General features: G+C 65.3%; 3 protein-coding genes and 1 pseudogene. 3 read left to right on the top strand and 1 reads right to left on the bottom strand.

Features of this window, described 5'->3' with window-relative positions:
* Window positions 1-285 (bottom strand): annotated as a pseudogene (locus ACYVDE_RS19970) (hypothetical protein); the annotation flags it as partial.
* 54 nt (window positions 286-339) lie between these two features.
* Between ACYVDE_RS19970 and ribD the strand changes: the two are divergent.
* From ribD to ACYVDE_RS19985, 3 genes are all read left to right on the top strand, one after another.
* On the top strand, window positions 340-1,392 hold the full coding sequence (ribD, locus tag ACYVDE_RS19975) for a bifunctional diaminohydroxyphosphoribosylaminopyrimidine deaminase/5-amino-6-(5-phosphoribosylamino)uracil reductase RibD (RefSeq protein ID WP_460503294.1): 1,053 nt from the start codon (window positions 340-342) through the stop codon (window positions 1,390-1,392).
* Window positions 1,393-1,498: 106 nt separating this feature from the next.
* Window positions 1,499-1,981, top strand: a complete 483-nt coding sequence (locus ACYVDE_RS19980) for a GAF domain-containing protein (RefSeq protein ID WP_460503295.1) — start codon at window positions 1,499-1,501, stop codon at window positions 1,979-1,981.
* Between the two features lie 34 nt (window positions 1,982-2,015).
* On the top strand, window positions 2,016-2,551 hold a 536-nt coding region (locus ACYVDE_RS19985), incomplete at its 3' end, for a hypothetical protein (protein ID WP_460503296.1).

A 2,551-nucleotide genomic window follows, 5' to 3' on the forward strand; every position in this document is an offset into this window, starting at 1 on the left:
GCGCGGGATGAGGGTGGCGGGCGTCACGGCCAGCTCCATGCCTGCGAAGTAGGCCGTGCCCAGCACGTACTGCACGGGCTCGTGGGCCAGCAGCCGCGTCTGGATGGCCGGCAGCTGCGCCAGCACTTCGGCCGCCACGGGCTCGCGGGCCGCCATCAGGAAAGGTAGGCCGTCGAGCTGCAGCAGGTGCTGAAACACCACGGTGGCAATGGCTTCGGCCTCGGGCGCGGGATAAAGAGCGGTGAGGGCCTTCGTGAGGGCAGCGGTGGCGTCGCGGAGTATCATCGACCGCAAAGGTAGGCCGGGGCGTAGCTGCCATGCCGCCCCTACCTTCGCTGCATGAAACCCGACGACGTGACACCCGACGACGCGCTATTCATGCGCCGCGCCCTCGACCTGGCGCAGCTTGGCACCGGCTATGCCCGGCCCAACCCCCTCGTAGGCTGCGTAGTCACGCACCAGGGCCGCATCATCGGCGAGGGCTGGCACCGGCAGTACGGCGGCCCGCACGCCGAAGTAAATGCCCTGGCCGCCGTTGAAAATCAGGACCTGCTGCGCGAAAGCCGTGTGTACGTCACGCTGGAGCCCTGTGCCCACCACGGCAAAACGCCGCCCTGCGCCGACCTGCTCATCGCCAAGGGCGTGCCCGAAGTCGTGGTATGCAACACCGACCCATTTGCCCTCGTGGCGGGCCGCGGCATCGAGAAGCTGCGCACCGCCGGTGTGCGCGTCGAAACCGGCCTGCTGGCCGAAGAGGGCCGCTGGCTGAACCGGCGCTTCTTCACCTTCCACGAGAAAAAGCGGCCCTACCTGGTGCTGAAATGGGCTGAAACGGCCGATGGTTTTCTGGCCGGGCGCTATTTCCAGCCGGTGCAAATCAGCGGGCCGCAGGCGGGGCTGATGACACACCAATGGCGCGCTGAGGAGGCCGGCATTCTGGTGGGCACGCGCACGGCCCTGCACGACAACCCCCACCTGAACGTACGCAACTGGCCCGGCCCCCAGCCCACCCGCCTCGTTATCGACAAAAACCTGAGCCTGCCGCCCACCCACCACTTGCTCGACGGCTCGCAGCCCACCCGCCTTTACACCTACCGGCAGCCCCATCACACCCCCAACCTCGACCTGGTAACGCTCTCCGAAGCCGATGACCTGCTGCCCCAGGTGCTGGCCGACCTGCACCAGCAAAATATCCAGTCGGTGCTGGTTGAAGGCGGCCCCACGGTGCTAAATGCCCTGATTTCGGCTGGTTTGTGGGATGAAATCCGCGTATTCCGCTCGCCCATGCGGCTGGGCAAGGGCATTGCATCCCCGCGCCTGGGCCACACGGGCCTGCGCTCGGTTTCAACCGTGGGCCCCGACGAGCTGTTGTGGTACGTGAACGACAAGTAGCGCTTACCCGGCAAAACTCGCCTTACAGCTGTAATGCTGGGCGCCCCATTGCGAATAACCATTTATCTCTACTGCATTTCGCGGACTAAAAGTCCGCGCTACAATCATGGCCGAATCCCTCATCCTCGACACCACGCTCACCAAAGCCGAGCAGTACCGCCAGCTCCTGCCCCAAATCGAAGCCCTCACCACCGGCGAGCCCGACCTCACGGCCAACCTCGCCAACACGGCCGCCGCGCTGCGCCAGGCCTTCGGCTTTTTCTGGGTCGGTTTTTACTTGGTGAAAGGCGATGAATTAGTGCTCGGGCCGTTTCAGGGCCCGATTGCCTGCACGCGCATCCGCCACGGCAAGGGCGTGTGCGGGGCCAGCTGGGCCCGGGCCGCAACCGTGCTGGTGCCCGACGTGGAAGCCTTCCCCGGTCACATCGCCTGCAGCTCCGATTCCAAATCCGAAATCGTGGTGCCCATCCTCAAAAACGGCCAGGTCGTGGCCGTGCTAGATGTCGACAGCGACCAGCTGAACGACTTCGACCACGCCGACCAAGCCGCCTTGGAGCAGCTGATGCAGCTGGTGGCGCAGTGGTTTTAAGCACTACGCAACTCCCAATCCTTTCCATCAAGCAATGAAAAAGCATTTCCACCCCCTCGGCGACTGGCGCCGCAACGTGTTGCTGCTGGCCGCGGCGGGCAGCCTGGGCCTCACGCTGCCCGCCTGCTCAGGCAACGACAACCGCGACGACGCCACCGCCGAAAACGGGGCCGATGCTGGCTGGGGCGGCGAAACCTACAGCCAGGGCGTCATCACGGAAATGACCGAAGTGAAGCCCGGCGAGTGGAAAATAACGGCCGAACGCCCGGCCGGTAAAGAGGAAGTGGCCGCCATCCTGCACCACGCCGACGGCAAAACCGACACCCTGCAAGGCCAGGCCCTGCAGCGCCAGATGCAGGACTACAGCCGCCAGAACCCCGAAAACCACGTGCAGAACAGCAGCATGATGAACGTGCTGATGTGGAGCGGCATCGGTTACATGGCCGGCCGGTACATGACGCCCAACCCCGGCTACTACGCCAACCCCGGCGTGATGCAGCAAACCCAGGCTTGGCGCACCACCGTGGCCGACGAGCGGCAGCGCGGCCGGGGCTTCTTCGGCCGCGGCTT

The sequence above is a fragment of the Hymenobacter agri genome, assembly GCF_054778495.1.

What these genes read in the sequence shown, in the direction of transcription:
- ribD (WP_460503294.1), top strand. Translation starts at nt 340, where the DNA reads ATGAAACCCGACGACGTGACACCCGACGACGCGCTATTCATGCGCCGC.
- ACYVDE_RS19980 (WP_460503295.1), top strand. Translation starts at nt 1,499, where the DNA reads ATGGCCGAATCCCTCATCCTCGACACCACGCTCACCAAAGCCGAGCAG.